This window comes from Testudinibacter sp. P80/BLE/0925 (assembly GCF_053570785.1).
In genome coordinates this window covers 1,313,481-1,332,247 of sequence record NZ_CM131636.1, presented here as the reverse complement: position 1 = coordinate 1,332,247, position 18,767 = coordinate 1,313,481, and the positions used below count along the sequence as shown (strand labels likewise).

Below are 18,767 nucleotides of genomic sequence, written 5' to 3'. Positions count from 1 at the left end.
TCCTGGTTATCTATTAGCATACTTATCTATTACCACATAATGCTGCGCCGATTGCACCGTTAAAAGAGGAAGAAGTGGCTTTTAATACCGTTAATTCATTATATGGCAATGGTTTTCGCACATAAGACAGGCTGTCTTTTTTCAGTTGTGCATAAGGGAAATCCTGCATATCCATTACGCCACCGCCTAAAATAATCGCATCAGGATCAAACAGATTGACGCAAGTACCGACCGCCTTTGCGACGCGGTTTAAATAACGATGAACAAAATGCTCCTGCTCCGCTTGGCTAAATAACGCATCAATCGGATAGGTTTTAGTTGAACTGTCGTACCAGCGTTTTAACGCAATGCCGGAGCAATTGGTTTCCAAACAGCCGTAGTTGCCGCAACCGCAACGCAGATCGTCATCGCCATAGGGAATATGCCCCAATTCCCCGGCAACACCGTGCGCGCCTAAAAAAATCTCGCCCTCATTCCATACGGCAAAGCCCATACCTGTGCCTAAGTACAAGCCCAACACCAATTTATCTTGCAAATTAAAATGTGAGACATCGTAGATCAGTTGCAAATTGACATCGCGCTCCAACCGCACTTCACAATCAAACTGCTTGCTCAAATAAGGAGCGAGCAGATCAAGTTCTGCCTGTGAGATCGACAAATTCGGCACTGACAACACTCGCTGCCGATTCCGAGAAATCGCCGCCGGTAAACCAATGACAATCCGTTTGATCGGATAATCCGCCGCAAAAGCACGGCAAAATGCCTGAATGCCCTGTAAAAAATCATCGCTAATAATCTCAGCCGTTTTCTTTTTTTCGGTCAGCAGCACCGCACTTTGCGCATTCATCACACAAATGCGCGTATGCGTCGCCCCCATATCAATCCCGATCACCACCGGGTTTGCACTTGTCATAAACTCCCCCAATCCATCTCAACTGACCGCACTTTAACTAACCCGCGTTTTAATTACCCCATATTTTCATTAGCCATACTGCGCAATGTTTTTTTCCATCATATTCCATGCCGTTTCAATATCCGGATCGTTATGAAATAAACCCGATGTGCCGACGATTAATACATCTGCCCCGGCGGAAATCAACATTCCATAGGTTTTCGGATTGCAAGAACCGTCGATTTCAATTTTATAAGACAGTTGATTCTTTTCTCTGAATTGTTTTAATTCGCGGATTTTATCCAACATTTCAGGAATAAACGATTGTCCGGCAAAGCCGGGATCAACCGTCAGCACCGTCACTTTATCCACTTTATGCAAATAATATTTCGCCATTTCAAGCGAGGTTTCCGGATTAAATATCAAACCGACTTTCATGCCTAATTTTCGAATTTTTTCAAATAAACGAAAGGCTTGTCCGGAAATCGTTTCGACGTGTACCGTCACCATATCGCAGCCTGCTTGTGCCAAATCATCAATATAATTTTCCGGATTTGTCACCATCAAATGGCAATCCAGCGGCTTAGTCGAAATTTTATTCACTTGACTGACAAAAAACGGCGAAAGGGTAATATTCGGCACATAATGCCCGTCCATAATATCAATATGAAAATACCCGACTTTTTTATCCAAAAATTCAATTTGCTCTTTAAATTTAACTAAATCCATGCACATCAAAGATGGTGAAATTAGAATGTTTTTATTCATAATGCCTTCCTATAAAATTAACGGCTAATTAACCGATCCAAAGCAACGGCTGCGATAATTAAACCGCCCATTACAACCAATTGATAATATGTTTGTACTTGCAGAATATTTAATCCATTATTGATGGTGCCGATAATCAAACCGCCAATAACCACGGAGAAAATTCGTCCTTTGCCACCAAAAAAGCTGGTTCCGCCGATAATTGCACTGGCAATCGCATAGGTTTCAAAACCGACACCGGCTAATGGCTCTGCCGCCCCTAATCTGGCTGTTGAAACAACACCTGCCAAACCGGCGCAAATACCTGAAATTATAAATACCGCCAAGGTGTGGAATTTAACGTCGATTCCTGAATAATATGCTGACTCTTTATTCCCGCCTAACGCGTAAATATTTCTACCTAATCGCATTTTGGCGGTTAAAAACCATAGGAAGAAAGCAATGACAATCGCAAAAATAACCGGTACAGGAATGCCCAAAACACTTTGCGCGAAGAAATCGACAAATTCAAAAGAGAATCCGTAAACTGAGTTTGCATCAGAAATCACTAACGTCACGCCACGGAAAATCGCATTGGTTCCCAGTGTAATAATAAAAGGATGTAATCCGGTATAATTAACCAATAATCCGTTAATTGCGCCTAAACCACCGCCGACAAAAACACCGCCAATAACCGCTGCCCACAAAGGATCTAAGCCTGCAAGCATTAACTTGGCAGTCACCATACCTGCCAAGGCTAAAATTGATCCCACCGACAAATCAATTCCGGCAATCAAAATAGCGAAAAATTCCCCCATACCAATTAAAACAGTGACCGAGCTTTGTACGAAAATTTGTTGGATATTATTTCCCGTCAGAAAATATTGCGGGGAAATTGATCCAAAAATGACAACAATAATGGCAAGAATAAAAAATGTGCCGTATTGCTCCCAAAAAATAGGAAAATTAAATTTGCTTTTCATTATTAATGGCTCCTTCTCCGTCAGGCAGTGCCCAATTCATAATTAATTCTTCCGTCAAATTTTCATTGTTATCCAATATTGCGGATATTTTCCCCTCTCTAAATACAACCGCCCGATCACATACCGACATAATTTCCGGTAACTCGGAAGAAACCATTAATATTGCTTTACCGTCACTGGCCAACTCGCGCATTATTTTATAGATTTCGGCTTTCGCCCCCACATCAATCCCTCTGGTCGGCTCATCAAATATAACCACCTTCGGTTGACAAGCCATCCATTTAGCGATAATAACCTTCTGCTGATTACCCCCTGATAATTCCGTGATATTTTGTTCAACCGACGAACATTTTATGAGTAACTTGCTTTTTTGCTGCTCTGCCAATTCCTTTTCATCTTTTAAATTAAACATCCCCAAGGCACCTTTAAATCCTCCGTCTTTCAAACTTTTGGAAATGGCAATATTTTTATTAATAGAGAAATTAGTGAAAAAACCATTTTCACGCCGACTTTCCGTAATATAAGCCATCCCTTTTTTTACCGCATCGAAGGGAGATGACGGCGTGATTTCCACACCATTGAGATAAATTTTTCCGGAAATTTTTTTATCCACACCGAAAATGCAATTCATTAATTCCGTTCTGCCGGCGCCGACCAATCCGGCAAATCCCAATATTTCACCTTTATTTAATGAAAAAGAAATATCATTCACTTGTTTTTTCTTTTTGCCCGTCAGGTTTTTCACTTCAAAAACAATCTCATTTTTTTCTTCTCTTTTAATTTGTTTGAAATGTGACTGTAACTCTCTGCCGACCATTAATCTGACGATATCGGAGTTAGAAACAGCTTTAATCATGCCTGAGGTGACACTTTCGCCATCTTTTAGCACAGTGTATCTGTCACAAATTTTTCGTATCTCATTGAGCTTATGTGAAATATAAACAATCGATTTTCCGTCTTTTCTGAGTTGATTCATGATTAAAAATAAATATTCAATCTCTGAATTCGTTAGCGATGATGTGGGCTCATCCATAATGATAATACTGACATCGGAAATAAGAACTTTCGCAATTTCAATCATTTGTTTATAAGATATAGATAAATTGGCCACTTTTTCATCCAATTTGACTTTAATTCCCAAGCGCAACAAAATAATCGCCGCCTGAACCCGCATTGTTTTCCAGTCAACTACTGGCACACCCAGCACTTTTTTATATAACAAGCGGCCTATATATAAATTTTCCAAAACAGTAAGTTCGTCTATAAGGCTGAGTTCTTGATAAATAATACCGATACCCAATTCAGAAGCGGTTTTATGATCTAAATATTCGTATTCGTGTCCTCTAATAATAATTTTCCCTGATGTCGGTTTATGGATACCGGATAAAATTTTCATCAAGGTTGATTTTCCAGCTCCGTTTTCCCCCAACAAAGCATGGATTTCATGAGTATAAATATCGATATCTACGCGTTTTAACGCTTGCACCACGCCAAAACTTTTTGATATCTCTTTCATACTGACCAAGAGTTGATTCATACAAACCTCATTCAAAATGGGGAGATAAACGATTACCTCCCTTTAATCATGATTATTGGGTAACTAAAACGGCATCAACGGTTTCAAATTTCGGCTCTTGATCAACCGGGAGTTGCTTACCGCCTTTTACGGCATTGACCAATAACCGCAAACCGTTAGCCCCGATTTCAGCCGGATTTTGCGCTACGGTTGCCGTTAATTTTCCTTCTTCAACCATTTTTCTTGCCTCAGGCACGCCGTCGGTACCGACAACCAAGACGGAATTCAATTTTCCGGCATTGGCCACCGCTTGAGCAGCCCCCATCGCCATGGTGTCATTGGCGGCATAAAATGCTTTGATATTGGCATTGCGTGACAGAACATTAGTTGCAACATCCAGCGCTTTGATTCTGTCCCAATCCGCCGGCTGGCTTGCTACCAGTTTAATTTGCGGATTTTTTTCAAAAACGTCCGTTGCACCACGACGACGCGCCTCGCCGGAAGCATTGCCGGCTTTACCTTCGATAATGGCAACTTCTCCGCCTTGTTCGCCTAACCGATCCACAATGAACTGTGCCGCTTTGGCGCCTACGGCGACATTATCCGTGGTAATAAACGCCTCAACATTGCCTTTTGCTTTGCGTAAATTATCCAAATCGGCTTTTTCATCAAGATTCACGAGATAGATCCCTTGTCGATATGCCTTAGCCGCCGGCATCACCAAATTTGCCGGAGATAACGGTGCAAAGGCGATGCCTTTATATCCCTTGTTGATCAAATCTTCGAAAAGTTGTAATTGAGACTGATAATCGCCCTCCGATGGCGAGGCAAAGATATCGACCGATACATCAAGTTTCTGCGCTTCTTCCTCAATTCCTTGCTTCATTTCCACCCAGAACGGATTGGAAAGTGTTTTCAAAATAACCGCATATTCGGCCGCTTTTGTTGCCATAGAAAACGCCATAGCTAAAATTGCCAAGCAGGAAGCAATGACTTTAAAATTCTTTTTCATGATTCGTCCTCATTTTTGATTTCAAATGACTACTATATGTTTGATGTTCTGAACAAAATACACACAAAATAAAAGTGCGGTATCGCAATACCAACTTTACAAATAATATGATTTCGTACAGACGATAGTATTTATAGCACTAAAAAAGAATGAAAAACGCGATCAACTTCACAAATTAAATATTTTTGTGAAGTTTTAGGGATGATTTTAACTTGCCACAAGAGCCAAAATCAGCATAGACGAACGATAACCAGCTGATAAACAGATTGATATTGATTGAATATACGAAATTATAAACCGCGTATTACCGAGTAATCATACCGCTAAAACATCCGTTACTTCTGACGAAAATAATCGGTGATATGGGAGGTTTTATCTAAATTCACTTCAGAGAAGGTCATATTTTGCCTCGCCACCGTAACAAAAAACGCATCAACCAAAATCAATTGCAAGATACGGGCTGAGGCATTTTTGCCTAAAAGCGGGGTGTCGGGGGCTGGGGTGCAGATGATGAAGTCGGATAATTCTGCAATCGGGGAGATATAGCTGTGAGTGATACAAATAATTTTTGCGCCGTTGTTGCGCGCCACCTTAACCGCTTCGAGCAGATCGCTGGTTTTGCCAGAATGGGATACCACCAACACCACATCGTCTTCCGTTAGCATAGAGGCCGACATCATCATCAGGTGGATATCACGATAAGTATTGCAGCGGATACCTAAACGTAAAAATTTATGCGCAATATCATCGGTGACCGTATTCGAACCGCCCGCCGCATATAAATCCCGATTTTTGGCATGAAAAAAACATTTGGCTGCGGTTTCGATCACTTGCGAGTTAACAATAGACTTACCTTCTTTGATCGTTTGTAATGAGATATCAAAGACTTTGTGTACCAATTCGTGAACGGTATATTCCTCTGATAATTCAATATTGATGGCATTCTTATCATGGAAATAAAACGACAATTGCGCCCTCAAATCCCGAAAACCATTAAAACCCAATAATTTTGCCACCTTGACGATTAACGCTTCCGATACCGACAAATTTTCTGCAACCGTGTGAAGTGCGGTTTTACTGGTTAAATTTTTGGGATTAAGCAACCATTCCACAATTTTCTTTTCCGTCACGGTCATACTTTCTTGAATCATTCTGATTTGCGGAATGAGCGATTCCGATTTTTTGCTGTTCAAATTCATTATCTCCATGATAATCGTAGCTGTTATTTTATCATTTATAACATGTAAAAGAACTTGATGTTTCGATCCGCTTCACAAAAAACCGTTATTCATAAATTTTGCAAAAATCTTATATGTACCCCATTCAAAACAAAAGGGTTAAACCGTATTATTGGTTTAACCCTTATCTGCCTATAGCGCTAAGAAAATATTTTCCAATTTAAAATCCCAACGTTAATCCATCCGGATTACGTGGGTCAGAGGCGCCGTAAAATCCATCTTCGCGGGCTTGGATAATTTGTACCCGCCCCATAGTCGCCTTAGGAATGACGTTATAGCCGTCTTGTTGCAATAGATGGATGGTGTCCGGGCTGATACCCTCTTCAATCCGAATTTCATCCGGCAACCATTGATGGTGCACGCGCGGCACCATAATCGCTTCGGCTGGGTTCATGCCATAATCAATAGTGTTAACAATACTTTGCAGCACGGTGGTGATAATACGAGCCCCACCCGGACTACCGGTCACCAGCCACGGTTTGTCGTCTTTCATCACGATTGTCGGGGTCATTGATGAAAGTGGACGTTTTTTGGCGGCGACCGCATTGGCATCGCCGCCAATTAAGCCGAAGGCATTCGGCACGCCGGGCTTGGCGGAGAAATCGTCCATTTCGTTATTTAACAAAATCCCCGTGCCTTCGGCGACAATCCCGCTGCCAAAATTCAGATTCAGGGTATAAGTCACTGCCACGGCATTACCGTCTTTATCCATAATCGAATAATGCGTGGTCTGATCGCTCTCATAGGGGTGCGGTTTCCCCGGTTTGATTTCGGATGAGGGGCGGATTGTTTCGGCAGTGATTGCCGTCGCCAGCTCATCGGCATATTTTTTAGAGATCAACCCGTTAACCGGAATCCGGACAAAATCCGGATCACCGAGATATTCGGCGCGATCGGCATAGGCGAGTTTCATTGCTTCGGCATAATGGCGAATCGCTTTGGCACTGTTTTGTCCGAATTGTTGCAATGGGTACCGTTCCAAAATATTCAGTATTTGCACCAAATGAATTCCACCCGAACTCGGAGGCGGCATAGTCACGATGTGATAACCACGATATTCACCTTCAATCGGCTTGCGTTCAACGGCTCGATAATTTTTCATATCATCCAAAGTTATCAAACCGCCGTGCTTTTCCATTTCTGCCACGATTTTTTGCGCAATTTCACCTTCATAAAAGCCTTTGCCGCCTTGCGCTGCGATCAATTGCAACGACTTTGCCAGATCTTTCTGCACCAATAAATCGCCGATTCCTAACGGTTCGTCTCCTTTGAAAAAGATTGCTTTGCTGTCTTGCCATTTAGCCAGATTACCTTTTTCAGCCTTCAGAGTTTCCCCCAAGGTCGCACTCACTACAAATCCCTTATCCGCCAATTCGATTGCCGGGGCAATAACCTGTGCCAATGACATTGTTCCCCATTTTTTCAGGGCGTGTTCCATACCGGCTACCGTGCCGGGAACCCCGACCGCAAAATGCGTAAACAATGATTTACCGTCAACCACATTGCCGTCTTGATCCAGATACATCTCTTTAGTTGCTTTGAGCGGTGCAATTTCACGGAAATCCAAGGCTACGCTTTGTTTGCTTTTAGCATCATAAAGCACCATAAAACCACCGCCGCCGATATTGCCCGCATTCGGCAGCACCACCGCCAAGGCAAAACCGACCGCCACCGCAGCATCAACCGCATTACCCCCTTGTTTTAAAATATCTAATCCGACTTGGGTTGCCAGCGCCTGTTCTGTTGCCACCATACCGTTTTTTGCATAGACCGGATGAAAAATATCCATGCTCTGATCATAACGAATTGCGGCTTGCTGAGTCTGCGTTGGAATCACATTGGCGGCGAAGGACGTTGCCACACTCGAGAGGGCAAAAACGGAAACGGCGAATGAAGAGAGTAAAAGTGATTTTTTTAATTTCATCAAAATGCTCCTGATTGGTTTTAGGCGAAAAACTTAAAAAGAAAATCGCTTAAAATTTAACATTAATTTCACAATAACATTGAAACCCAAAAAAGCAATATGACGATGAATATTTTATTAAAAAAAATAATTTAACTTAGAAAAGAAATAAAAATAATGCGACGTGATTAAAAAACCTCTTATTCGGCAATAAGAGGTTTAATGGTTTGACTGGGGGAAATTAGGCATTCACTACATACTGCCCCACGCCCAACTCATCTTCTTGGCGGGTGCGTTGGATCACGCTTTGCGGGCTTTGCTGTATGCGTAAACCCATTTGATCTTCGGTGCGGATCACCTCGCCGCGTAGCGAGTTGGTCCACACATCGGTGATTTTAATATCGACAAATTTGCCGATCATGTCCGGCGTGCCGGCGAAATTGACGATACGGTTGGTTTCGGTGCGCCCGGTCAGTTCCATCACGTCTTTTTTCGACGGTCCTTCCACCAACACGCGCTGTTCCGTACCCAACATTTTGCGGCTGTATTGCATGGCTTGTTGGGTAATACGTTGTTGCAGCAGGTATAACCGCTCTTTTTTCTCGGTTTCGCTGACATCGTCCGGCATATCCGCTGCCGGCGTACCCGGGCGTGCGGAATAGATGAAGCTGAAGCTCATATCGAAATTCACTTGCGCAATCAGATCCATCGTTTGTTGGAAATCTTCCTTGCTTTCGCCCGGAAAGCCGACGATAAAATCAGAGCTGATTTGAATCTCAGGCCGCACTTTGCGCAGTTTGCGGATAATCGATTTATACTCAAGTGCGGTATGGTTGCGTTTCATCATGGTTAAAACGCGATCCGAGCCGCTTTGCACCGGCAAGTGCAAGAAGCTGACCAATTCCGGCGTATCGCGATAGACATCCACAATATCATCGGTGAATTCAATCGGGTGGCTAGTGGTGAAACGCAGACGGTCAATGCCGTCAATCGCCGCCACCAAACGCAGTAATTCGGCAAAAGTGCAAATGCCGCCATCAAAGGTTGCGCCACGATAGGCATTGACGTTTTGCCCTAATAAATTGACTTCGCGCACGCCTTGCGCCGCCAGCTGTGCGATTTCAAATAATACATCGTCCACCGGTCGGCTCACCTCTTCGCCGCGCGTATAAGGCACGACGCAGAACGAGCAGTATTTATTACAGCCTTCCATAATCGACACAAACGCCGTCGGCCCTTCCGCTTTCGGCTCCGGCAAGCGATCGAATTTTTCAATCTCAGGGAAGCTGACATCCACCACCGCACTTTTGCCGTCACGGATTTGATTGAGCATTTCCGGCAGGCGGTGCAGGGTTTGCGGCCCGAAAATAATATCCACATAAGGTGCGCGATCACGAATGTGCGCCCCTTCTTGCGAGGCAACGCAGCCGCCTACGCCGATCACCAGTTTCGGGTTGGATTTTTTCAGATCTTTCCAGCGCCCTAATTGGTGGAACACTTTTTCTTGTGCTTTTTCACGAATCGAGCAGGTGTTCAGCAGCAGCACGTCGGCTTCCTCGGCATTTTCGGTCAGCTCGAAACCGTGCGTGCTGTTCAATAAATCCGCCATTTTCGATGAATCGTATTCGTTCATCTGGCAGCCCCAAGTTTTAATATGTAATTTTTGAGTCATGTTAGTTTCTTCGTTAGGACACGGTTATCGACCGTACTAAATTAAGGGTTATCGATCATTTTGCAATGATTGTAAGACCGGCTATTCTACCGATTTGCAGGATTGCTGACCAGTAAAAAACCGATTTTATTTGTGATTTGCTTTGGAAAATGCGGCGCTGCGAGTAGAATAAAACGCAATAAAACAACGAGCGAGAGAAAGTATGTTGAAGCAAAAAGAGGTGATTGTGATCGGCGGCGGCATGGTCGGGTCGGCAGCCGCTGTCGGCTTGGCACAGTTGGGATTGAATGTACATATCATCGAGCGTGGCGCGCTACCGCACTTTGCTGCCGAGCAGCCTTACGACATTCGGATTTCCGCCATTAGTGTTGCCTCGGTACAATTGCTAAAGGCATTGCACGCATGGGACGCGATCCGCGCTATGCGGGTCTGCCCGTACCGCACTTTGGAAACCTGGGAAATCGACGGGTTTTCGACCTTGTTCAGCGCACAAGATCTGGATTTACCCGAACTGGGCTATATGGTGGAGAATAACCTGATCCAACTGGGGTTATGGCAATCCTTTGCCGCCTATCCGAATTTGAGCACCAGCGTTCAGCAGCCGATTGAACACATCGAAAAGTGCGGTCAAGACTGGCAAATCCGCTTGGCGAACGGCGATTCTTATGCCGCGCCATTATTATTAGCCTGCGACGGTGCAAATTCGCAACTGCGCCAAATCGCCGGTATCGGCTTAACCGGTTGGCAATATCGCCAAAGTTGTCTGCTGATTTTGGTGGAAACCGCACTTGAGCAGCAAGATATCACTTGGCAGCAATTTTTCCCTAGCGGCCCACGCGCATTTTTGCCATTGCTCGGTAATCAAGGTTGTTTAGTGTGGTACGACAGTCCGGAGCGGATTCGCCAACTGCAACAACTGCCACTCGAGCAGCTGGATCAAGAAATTACAGCAGCCTTTCCAACACGTTTGGGCGCCGTCAAAAGCCGACAAGCGGCTTCGTTTCCGCTCACCCGTCGCCATGCGCAAGCGTATTATAAAAAGGGCATTGTGCTGTTGGGCGATGCCGCTCACACCATCAATCCGCTTGCCGGACAAGGGGTGAATTTGGGCTTTAAAGACGTGAAAGTGCTATTGAACGTGATTGCCGACGCACAAAAGTGCGGTCAGGCGATAGATGACGAAACCGTCTTGGCACGCTATCAACGTTTACGCCAAAAAGACAATTTGTTAATGCAAAGCGGTATGGATCTGTTTTATAAAGGATTTAAACATGATGTATTGCCGCTGAAAATGTTGCGCAATGCGGCTTTGCTGGCGGTCAATAAAATCACGCCGATTAAAAAACGGGCATTAAAATATGCGTTAGGCCTGGCATAACCTATTGAACCACCAACATGCCCATACAACCTTTGTCCGCCAGCATTAAATCGCTGCTGCCGAAGGTGAACGGGTAATTATTCGATGACGTATGCTCGAATTTCACCAGAATAGAGAGGTTGCCGTTAACCAAAACCGTATCGCGCCAACTCAGCTGCGAAGCGTCAACTCGTTGCCCGTTGAACGATTCGAGCATAAATTTCGCGCCTTGCACGCTAAAACCAATCGGCGCGCTGGCGGTCAGATTCCAACGTTCATACGAACCGAGTTTTGCATTGACATCGACCCGGCGCGGATCAAATTTTTGCCGATTAATCAGTGCATTATCCACATCAATGACAAAATCACGCTGTTGTGCCACGTCAACCTGATGACTAAGCTGTTCTTGCCGCTGAAAATCCGGCTGTTGATTAAATACAGAAAGCAAACCATCTGGGCGTAATTCCAACACGGTGTTATCCACCAGTTCATCATCATCGGCAAACCATGAGGTCATTTTGTCAAACAAACCGCGCTTTTCACCGCTGATGAGGCTAACATTGCCGCCCTCATTCAAATCGACCAAGATTTCGATACGTTCGCCGGGCGGCACAAAAACCGACCGCACTTCACGCAGTTGCGGCAGAAATCCCAAGCTGCCCGCCAACACCAGTATGCTGCGCCCGTCATCAAAGTTCAGCTGGTAACTGCGTGATACCGAGGCATTCAAAATCCGCAAACGCACCCAACCGCGCGCCACATTCAGATAAGGGGCTTCACCGCCGTTAACAAATAAGCGATTGCCTAAAAATTGCGATTGATTCAGATTGAAAAGTTGTTCACCTTGATTATTCAAACTGAGATCTTGCAAAATCAACGGAATATCATTAATACCGTATTTATTCGGCAGCTTGGCTTTTCGGCTCTCCGTGTCGTCAATCCACCACATGCCGACCAAACCGCGATAAACCTGATAAGCCGAATGCGCCAGCGTATCGGCATGATACCAGCAAGTCGCCGCGGGTTGGGTAATCGGCACAATCGGCGCCCATGATGTCGAAGGTTGGAATTGGCGCCCGATGCCGCCATACAATTCCCCGCTGACCTGTAGCCCCTGCAAACTGATGGAAATTGCCTGCGCTAGCTGGTTATGGTAATTCAAGCGAACGAAATCGCCCTGTTTGCAGCGAATCGTCGGCCCGAGATACAGTCCATTAAACCCCCAAGCTTCGACCTTTTTATTGCCCTCGAATATCCGCTTGCTGCTGCTCATAGACAATAATACCGGCCGCCCGCGACCAACGTCCAACACCGGCGGGATATACAGGGCTTGCTTGCTCGAGGCAGCGGCAACAGTAGGCAAAACCGCACTTGCCCCAAGTGCGGTTGCCGTTTTTAAAAGTACTCGGCGCGATAATCCGGATTTCATCGGCAACCTGTCTACGAACGGTTCGCCAGCTCTTGATCAAGCTGTTCGATTTTTTGTTTCATCACCGCATGGCAATAATTCGCCAACTCGCGTACATTCTCACGGCTATAAGCGGAGGTGTCAATCGGCGGCAACATTTCACAAATCACCTTACCATTATTCCAACGGTTCAGATTGATTTTATTATGCAAATTGCTGCAACAAACCGGCACAATCGGCACGCCGGCTGCAATTGCCGCATGAAAAGCCCCGGTTTTAAACGGCAGCAATCCGCGTCCGCGACTACGCGTACCTTCCGGAAACATCCAAATCGAAACCTTATCCTGATTAATCCGTTGCGCCAACTCACCCATGGTAGAATGGGCTTTATTCTTATTATCACGGTCAAGTAAAATATTCCCGCTTGCCCAATATAACAAGCCAAAAAACGGAATAAACGCCAGGCTTCTTTTACCGACGCTCACGGTTCTCGGCCGCACCATATATGCCATGGTGACCATATCATAATTATTCTGGTGGTTGCCAATATAGATACAAGGCCCGTTATCACTTGCATTCGCAGCAAAACGGTGCTCGACTTCGATTCCGAACAGCGGATGCAAACGCCCGAACCAACGGGCAACCACGCCGACGTTACTTGGATTTTTAAAACGAATCAGTGAATAAATTGTGCCTAACAGACAAATCAAAAGTGCGGCAAACACCACCACAATTGCACGTGACAATAATAACATAGACGAGTTCCTGAAAATTTTGTTAGAGTATAACGAAAATAGCCAAATATGTGTATCAAATCATGACAAAAACCTACTTTATTGCCGACCTTCATTTAAGCGAACAACAACCGCATTTAACCGCACTTTTTAGCCGATTTATGCAAAACGAAGCGGTAAAAGGCGAGGCGTTATATATTTTAGGCGACTTATTTGATTTTTGGATTGGCGATGATGAAAATTCCGCTTTAGCGCAGTTAGTACAAGCTGAAATTAAGCGCCTAACCGATAAAGGTATCAAGGTGTATTTTCAACACGGCAACCGCGATTTCTTGATTGGCGAAGGCTTTGCCGAAAAGTGCGGTTTAATTTTATTGCCCGAATATCAAATAATTAATCCATACGGCACACCGGTCTTACTTTGTCACGGCGACACGCTCTGCACCGATGACATCAACTATCAAGCATATCGCAAAAAAGTGCATAGTATTTGGCGGCAGAAAGTCTTTTTATGCCTACCGCTCTTTATCCGCCTGCGCATTGCCAATAAAATCCGTCGCAAAAGCCAACGCCAAAAAAGCGAAAAACCGGTTCGGATTATGGACGTTAATCCTGATTTTGTCTTGGACACAATGCAACGTTTTGCCGTCGAAACTTTAATTCACGGTCATACGCATCGACAGGCAATCCATCATAGTCACGCACAAAACCGCACTTTTACCCGAATCGTCTTAGGCGATTGGCGCAACAGTGCGCCGTATTTGGTTTATGATAAAAACGGTTATGGATTTGCCGAAATTGAATAAGAATGACGCCTGAAACAGGAAGATAATCAAAAGATAATAGGAAAAATAAGAATACTAAATATAGTTAATAAAAGATGGCAGGGGCGGAGAGGCTCGAACTCCCAACACCCGGTTTTGGAGACCGGTGCTCTACCAATTGAACTACGCCCCTAGATTGTAAGTTGGCGGAATGGACGGGACTCGAACCCGCGACCCCCTGCGTGACAGGCAGGTATTCTAACCAGCTGAACTACCACTCCGCTGAAATTGATAATTGGTAGTGACCTACTCTCACATGGGGAGACCCCACACTACCATCGGCGTAACAACATTTCACTTCTGAGTTCGGCAAGGGATCAGGTGGGTCTGTTGCACTATGGCTACCAAAATTTTTTATTTTCTAAATAAACTCTATTGATTAAGTTTACTTAGAAAATAAAATCCGGCGGTGTCCTACTCTCACATGGGGAGACCCCACACTACCATCGGCGTTACGGCATTTCACTTCTGAGTTCGGCATGGGGTCAGGTGGTGCTACCGCACTATCGCCGCCGGAATAATTCGGCTTGATTGTCTTTGTTTCTTCTTACTTTGTTTTGTTCTCTATTTTTTATTCTTTCAGCGTTTCTTTCGCTGTTATTCCTATTCGGTCACAAGCTATTACTGATTCAAACTCCTCGAGCCCTACTCGAGCTTCTTACTTCGCTCTTTCGTCTCTTGTCTTTTCTTACAACTTTCTCTCGGCTTTTGGGTAAAACCCTTGAGCGTTGTATGGTTAAGCCTCTCGGGCAATTAGTACGGGTTAGCTCAATGTATCACTACACTTACACACCCCGCCTATCTACGTCTTCGTCTTAAACAACCCTTACACACTCTAAGTGTGGGAAAACTCATCTCAAGGCAAGTTTCGTGCTTAGATGCTTTCAGCACTTATCTCTCCCGCACATAGCTACCCCGCAATGCTTCTGGCGAAACAACGGGAACACCAGCGGTGCGTCCACTCCGGTCCTCTCGTACTAGGAGCAGCCCCTTTCAATTTTCCAACGCCCACGGCAGATAGGGACCGAACTGTCTCACGACGTTCTAAACCCAGCTCGCGTACCACTTTAAATGGCGAACAGCCATACCCTTGGGACCTACTTCAGCCCCAGGATGTGATGAGCCGACATCGAGGTGCCAAACACCGCCGTCGATATGAACTCTTGGGCGGTATCAGCCTGTTATCCCCGGAGTACCTTTTATCCGTTGAGCGATGGCCCTTCCATTCAGAACCACCGGATCACTATGACCTGCTTTCGCACCTGCTCGACATGTCCGTCTCGCAGTCAAGCTTGCTTATACCATTGTACTAACCTCACGATGTCCGACCGTGATTAGCAAACCTTCGTACTCCTCCGTTACGCTTTGGGAGGAGACCGCCCCAGTCAAACTACCCACCAGACACTGTCCACGACCGCGTGCCGCAGTCTGTGTTAGAACATCAAACCTTAAAGGGTGGTATTTCAACAACGACTCCATATTAACTGGCGTTAATACTTCTCTGTCTCCCACCTATCCTACACATCAAAATTCAATGTTCAGTGTCAAGCTATAGTAAAGGTTCACGGGGTCTTTCCGTCTAGCCGCGGGTACACCGCATCTTCACGGCGATTTCAATTTCACTGAGTCTCGGGTGGAGACAGCCTGGCCATCATTACGCCATTCGTGCAGGTCGGAACTTACCCGACAAGGAATTTCGCTACCTTAGGACCGTTATAGTTACGGCCGCCGTTTACTGGGGCTTCGATCAAATGCTCTCACATCATCAATTAACCTTCCAGCACCGGGCAGGCGTCACACCCTATACGTCCACTTTCGTGTTTGCAGAGTGCTGTGTTTTTAATAAACAGTTGCAGCCAGCTGGTCACTTCGACTGACTTCACCTCTATCCGTTAAGGACTTCAATTACCGTCAGCGCACCTTCTCCCGAAGTTACGGTGCTATTTTGCCTAGTTCCTTCACCCGAGTTCTCTCAAGCGCCTGAGTATTCTCTACCTGACCACCTGTGTCGGTTTTCAGTACGGTTTATGATAAGATAAGCTTAGCGGCTTTTCCTGGAAGTGTGGTATCGGTTACTTCGACTCCGTGGAGTCTCCCCGTCACGCCTCTGATTTAGATGACCGGATTTGCCTAATCATCCATCCTACACGCTTGGACCGGGACTTCCGTCACCCGGATAACCTAACCTGCTCCGTCCCCACATCGCTCTTATCACAAGTACGGGAATATTAACCCGTTTCCCATCGACTACGCTCTTCAGCCTCGCCTTAGGGGCCGACTCACCCTGCCCCGATTAACGTTGGACAGGAACCCTTGGTCTTCCGGCGAGGGGGTTTTTCACCCCCTTTATCGTTACTTATGTCAGCATTCGCACTTGTGATACGTCCAGCAGCCCTCTCGAGCCACCTTCTTCCGCTTACACAACGCTCCCCTACCCAATCAGATGACAGACTTCAGACGTCAGGTTTCGGTGTTTTACCAAAACCTTGTAACATCTTCGCAATTTCTTCGTATTCATTACGCCATCTTTGCCAATCTTGTCCATCTGCATATTTCAAGTCATAACAGTATCTTAACCAAACTCGCATTTCATCAGCACTGCCTATTGCCATGCTAAGAAATCGATTTAAATCCGCTTTAGTACGTTGCCTTGCAAAACCTTCGGCTAAATTTGCACAAATGCTTTTGCTTGCCCGTCTAACTTGGTCTCCTAACGCATATTGCTCTATCTTAGGAAAATCCAAGCTCGCTTGATGAATTTCCAACGACACTTTATAAGCGCGTTGAAACACCTTCAAATCTTCAAACTTGATTGCCATACTGTCTCCTGACATCTGAAATCTGTCATCTGAATGCCGCAGCTTCGGTGCTATGTTTTAGCCCCGTTACATCTTCCGCGCAGGCCGACTCGACTAGTGAGCTATTACGCTTTCTTTAAATGATGGCTGCTTCTAAGCCAACATCCTAGCTGTCTAAGCCTTCCCACTTCGTTTCCCACTTAACATAGACTTTGGGACCTTAGCTGGCGGTCTGGGTTGTTTCCCTCTTCACGACGAACGTTAGCACCCGCCGTGTGTCTCCTAGATAGTACTCTTCGGTATTCGCAGTTTGCATCGGGTTGGTAAGTCGGGATGACCCCCTAGCCGAAACAGTGCTCTACCCCCGAAGGTATTCATCTAAGGCTCTACCTAAATAGATTTCGGGGAGAACCAGCTATCTCCCGGTTTGATTGGCCTTTCACCCCCAGCCACAAGTCATCCGCTACTTTTTCAACAGTAGTCGGTTCGGTCCTCCAGTTAGTGTTACCCAACCTTCAACCTGCCCATGGCTAGATCACCGGGTTTCGGGTCTATATCGTGCAACTCTTCGCCCAGTTAAGACTCGGTTTCCCTTCGGCTCCCCTATTCGGTTAACCTCGCTACACAATATAAGTCGCTGACCCATTATACAAAAGGTACGCAGTCACCCTATCCTCAAGCATACTGCTTTCGGATTGCCGTTTTACTTCGTAAAACGCCCCTTTCACACGCCGATTAATCATCAGTTTCCTGATTGATTTTGGGGTTGACCGTTTTGCTTCGCAAAACGTTAACCGCATTTCAACGTTTTCTATACCACTCTCAATACACTTGAGTGATAGGGCTCCCACTGCTTGTACGTACAGGGTTTCAGGTTCTATTTCACTCCCTTCACCAGGGTTCTTTTCGCCTTTCCCTCACGGTACTGGTTCACTATCGGTCAGTCAGGAGTATTTAGCCTTGGAGGATGGTCCCCCCATCTTCAAACAGGATTTCTCGTGTCCCGCCCTACTTGCTGTTAGCTTAGTACCGTAACTGTGCCTTCGGATACGGGATTATCACCCTCTGCGATTGAGCTTCCCAACTCATTCTCCTAACTCACTTACTATCACTAACGGCTTCTCCGTGTTCGCTCGCCGCTACTTACGGAATCTCAATTGATTTCTTTTCCTCGGGGTACTGAGATGTTTCAGTTCTCCCGGTTCGCCTTGTTAACCTATGGATTCAGTTAACAATAGTAGATTCTTCATCTACTGGGTTTCCCCATTCGGATATCGTGGAGTATTAACGCTTCTTATCAACTCCTCCACGCTTTTCGCAGATTAGCACGTCCTTCTTCGCCTCTGACTGCCTAGGCATCCACCCTGCACGCTTAGTCACTTAACCATACAACCTCAAGAATTTTCAGACCGCACTTTCATTTCAACTAACCACTTTCGTGCCCGTTTCGTTCAGTCCGCTTTCCATTCCCAAAGCCGTCTTCCATTGACTCGTGCGTAAGTTTCCCTACGCTGACCTGCTCAGTGCCTTTTCTCACCAAACAAGCCCAATTCGATTCTCGATTGCTCGATTTTCGAATACTCAGCTCTTACGTCCTCTCGAACGCTTGAGTTCTCTTCAGTTTTTAGCTTGTGTCCAAATTTTTAAAGAACAAATCGGTTTTCACCGATACGATTCAAAAAT

General features: G+C 45.5%; 12 protein-coding genes, 2 tRNA genes and 3 rRNA genes. 2 read left to right on the top strand and 15 right to left on the bottom strand.

Annotated features, from left to right (window positions below):
- Positions 1-22: 22 nt before the first annotated feature.
- The 8 genes from alsK to miaB form a co-directional block, all read right to left on the bottom strand.
- On the bottom strand, positions 23-913 hold the full coding sequence (gene alsK, locus ACWA5Z_RS06330) for an allose kinase (RefSeq protein ID WP_431050822.1): 891 nt from the start codon (positions 911-913) through the stop codon (positions 23-25).
- Positions 914-982: 69 nt separating this feature from the next.
- Positions 983-1,660 (bottom strand): D-allulose 6-phosphate 3-epimerase, encoded by a 678-nt coding sequence (gene alsE / locus ACWA5Z_RS06325; RefSeq protein ID WP_431050820.1) that lies wholly within the window; start codon positions 1,658-1,660, stop codon positions 983-985.
- Positions 1,661-1,677: 17 nt separating this feature from the next.
- Positions 1,678-2,622 (bottom strand): D-allose ABC transporter permease, encoded by a 945-nt coding sequence (gene alsC, locus ACWA5Z_RS06320; RefSeq protein WP_431050818.1) that lies wholly within the window; start codon positions 2,620-2,622, stop codon positions 1,678-1,680.
- Positions 2,606-4,159 carry a D-allose ABC transporter ATP-binding protein AlsA gene (gene alsA / locus ACWA5Z_RS06315; RefSeq protein ID WP_431050816.1) on the bottom strand — a complete coding sequence of 518 codons (1,554 nt, stop codon included), beginning with the start codon at positions 4,157-4,159 and terminating at the stop codon, positions 2,606-2,608. Before alsA ends, alsC begins: the two co-directional genes overlap by 17 nt.
- A 52-nt stretch (positions 4,160-4,211) precedes the next feature.
- The gene (alsB, locus tag ACWA5Z_RS06310; protein WP_431050814.1) at positions 4,212-5,150 is read right to left on the bottom strand and encodes a D-allose transporter substrate-binding protein; all 939 of its coding nucleotides are present in this window, start codon (positions 5,148-5,150) and stop codon (positions 4,212-4,214) included.
- Between the two features lie 335 nt (positions 5,151-5,485).
- The gene (gene alsR / locus ACWA5Z_RS06305) at positions 5,486-6,349 is read right to left on the bottom strand and encodes a transcriptional repressor AlsR (protein WP_431050812.1); all 864 of its coding nucleotides are present in this window, start codon (positions 6,347-6,349) and stop codon (positions 5,486-5,488) included.
- A 199-nt stretch (positions 6,350-6,548) separates the two neighbouring features.
- The gene (ggt, locus tag ACWA5Z_RS06300; protein ID WP_431050810.1) at positions 6,549-8,312 is read right to left on the bottom strand and encodes a gamma-glutamyltransferase; all 1,764 of its coding nucleotides are present in this window, start codon (positions 8,310-8,312) and stop codon (positions 6,549-6,551) included.
- 220 nt (positions 8,313-8,532) lie between these two features.
- Positions 8,533-9,963 carry a tRNA (N6-isopentenyl adenosine(37)-C2)-methylthiotransferase MiaB gene (gene miaB / locus ACWA5Z_RS06295; protein WP_431050808.1) on the bottom strand — a complete coding sequence of 477 codons (1,431 nt, stop codon included), beginning with the start codon at positions 9,961-9,963 and terminating at the stop codon, positions 8,533-8,535.
- Positions 9,964-10,165: 202 nt separating this feature from the next.
- On the opposite strand from miaB, the gene ACWA5Z_RS06290 reads away from it, so the two are divergent.
- Complete coding sequence (locus ACWA5Z_RS06290; protein WP_431050806.1) at positions 10,166-11,341, top strand: FAD-dependent monooxygenase; 1,176 nt, start codon at positions 10,166-10,168, stop codon at positions 11,339-11,341.
- 1 nt (position 11,342) lies between these two features.
- Here ACWA5Z_RS06290 and ACWA5Z_RS06285 read toward each other — a convergent pair whose 3' ends face one another.
- Together ACWA5Z_RS06285 and ACWA5Z_RS06280 are read right to left on the bottom strand one after the other, a co-directional pair.
- Positions 11,343-12,749, bottom strand: a complete 1,407-nt coding sequence (locus ACWA5Z_RS06285; protein ID WP_431050804.1) for a multicopper oxidase domain-containing protein — start codon at positions 12,747-12,749, stop codon at positions 11,343-11,345.
- Between the two features lie 11 nt (positions 12,750-12,760).
- Positions 12,761-13,483 (bottom strand): 1-acylglycerol-3-phosphate O-acyltransferase, encoded by a 723-nt coding sequence (locus ACWA5Z_RS06280; RefSeq protein WP_431050802.1) that lies wholly within the window; start codon positions 13,481-13,483, stop codon positions 12,761-12,763.
- Between the two features lie 62 nt (positions 13,484-13,545).
- On the opposite strand from ACWA5Z_RS06280, the gene lpxH reads away from it, so the two are divergent.
- Positions 13,546-14,268, top strand: a complete 723-nt coding sequence (gene lpxH / locus ACWA5Z_RS06275; RefSeq protein ID WP_431050800.1) for a UDP-2,3-diacylglucosamine diphosphatase — start codon at positions 13,546-13,548, stop codon at positions 14,266-14,268.
- A 75-nt stretch (positions 14,269-14,343) separates the two neighbouring features.
- Here the strand turns inward: lpxH and ACWA5Z_RS06270 are convergent.
- The 5 genes from ACWA5Z_RS06270 to ACWA5Z_RS06250 form a co-directional block, all read right to left on the bottom strand.
- Positions 14,344-14,419, bottom strand: a tRNA-Trp gene (locus ACWA5Z_RS06270).
- Between the two features lie 11 nt (positions 14,420-14,430).
- Positions 14,431-14,507 (bottom strand) — tRNA-Asp (locus ACWA5Z_RS06265).
- Between the two features lie 12 nt (positions 14,508-14,519).
- Positions 14,520-14,635: ribosomal RNA gene (rrf, locus tag ACWA5Z_RS06260) — 5S ribosomal RNA — on the bottom strand.
- A gap of 52 nt (positions 14,636-14,687) precedes the next feature.
- A 5S ribosomal RNA gene (rrf, locus tag ACWA5Z_RS06255) occupies positions 14,688-14,803 on the bottom strand.
- A 215-nt stretch (positions 14,804-15,018) separates the two neighbouring features.
- Positions 15,019-18,470 (bottom strand): 23S ribosomal RNA (locus tag ACWA5Z_RS06250).
- Between the last annotated feature and the right edge of the window lie 297 nt (positions 18,471-18,767).